At 52.8% G+C, this 672-nt stretch carries 1 protein-coding gene; it reads right to left on the reverse strand.

Annotated elements, in window-relative coordinates; genetic code table 11:
- Nucleotides 1-672: ATP-binding protein (locus ASC50_RS02770; RefSeq protein WP_193391187.1), on the reverse strand; the 672-nt coding region annotated here is incomplete at both ends.

The following is a 672-nucleotide window of genomic DNA, read 5'->3' on the forward strand; positions in this document are numbered from 1 at the left end:
TTTTCCCCCAAAAAGTGGGGCGAGCCATCGGTGGCGTAAACCAAAAACCCCTTGTTTTGCAGCATCTTACAGGCCTCGAGCATCTCCCCTTTCGACTCCGTTCCGCCGCTTGAGATGAGGATGTTTTTCTTCGGGATGCGCATCCCCACCGACAGCATCGCTTTGAGCACCGCCTCGTAATAATCGTCGCCGATGCAGCCCACCTCGCCCGTGCTCGCCATATCGACCCCCAACACGGGGTCGGCTTTTTGCAGGCGCGAAAACGAGAATTGCGAGGCTTTGATGCCCACGTAGTCCAATTCAAACTCGCTCTTGTTGGGCTTTTCAACCGCTTCGCCGAGCATCACGCGCGTGGCAAGTTCTATAAAGTTGAGTTTCAACACCTTAGATACGAATGGAAAACTGCGCGAAGCACGCAAATTACATTCGATGACCTTAATATCATTGTCTTTCGCCAAAAATTGGATGTTGAACGGACCGGATATTTCGAGCGCAGAGGCTATTTCGCGGGCAATCTTCTTGATGCGGCGCACCGTTTCGACATACAATTTCTGCGGCGGAAATTGAATCGTGGCATCGCCCGAATGCACGCCGGCAAATTCGATGTGCTCCGAGATGGCATACGTCACGACTTCGCCCTTGTTGGCAACCGCGGCGATTTCGGTTTTCTTC

Source organism: Candidatus Symbiothrix dinenymphae, from assembly GCF_001431085.1.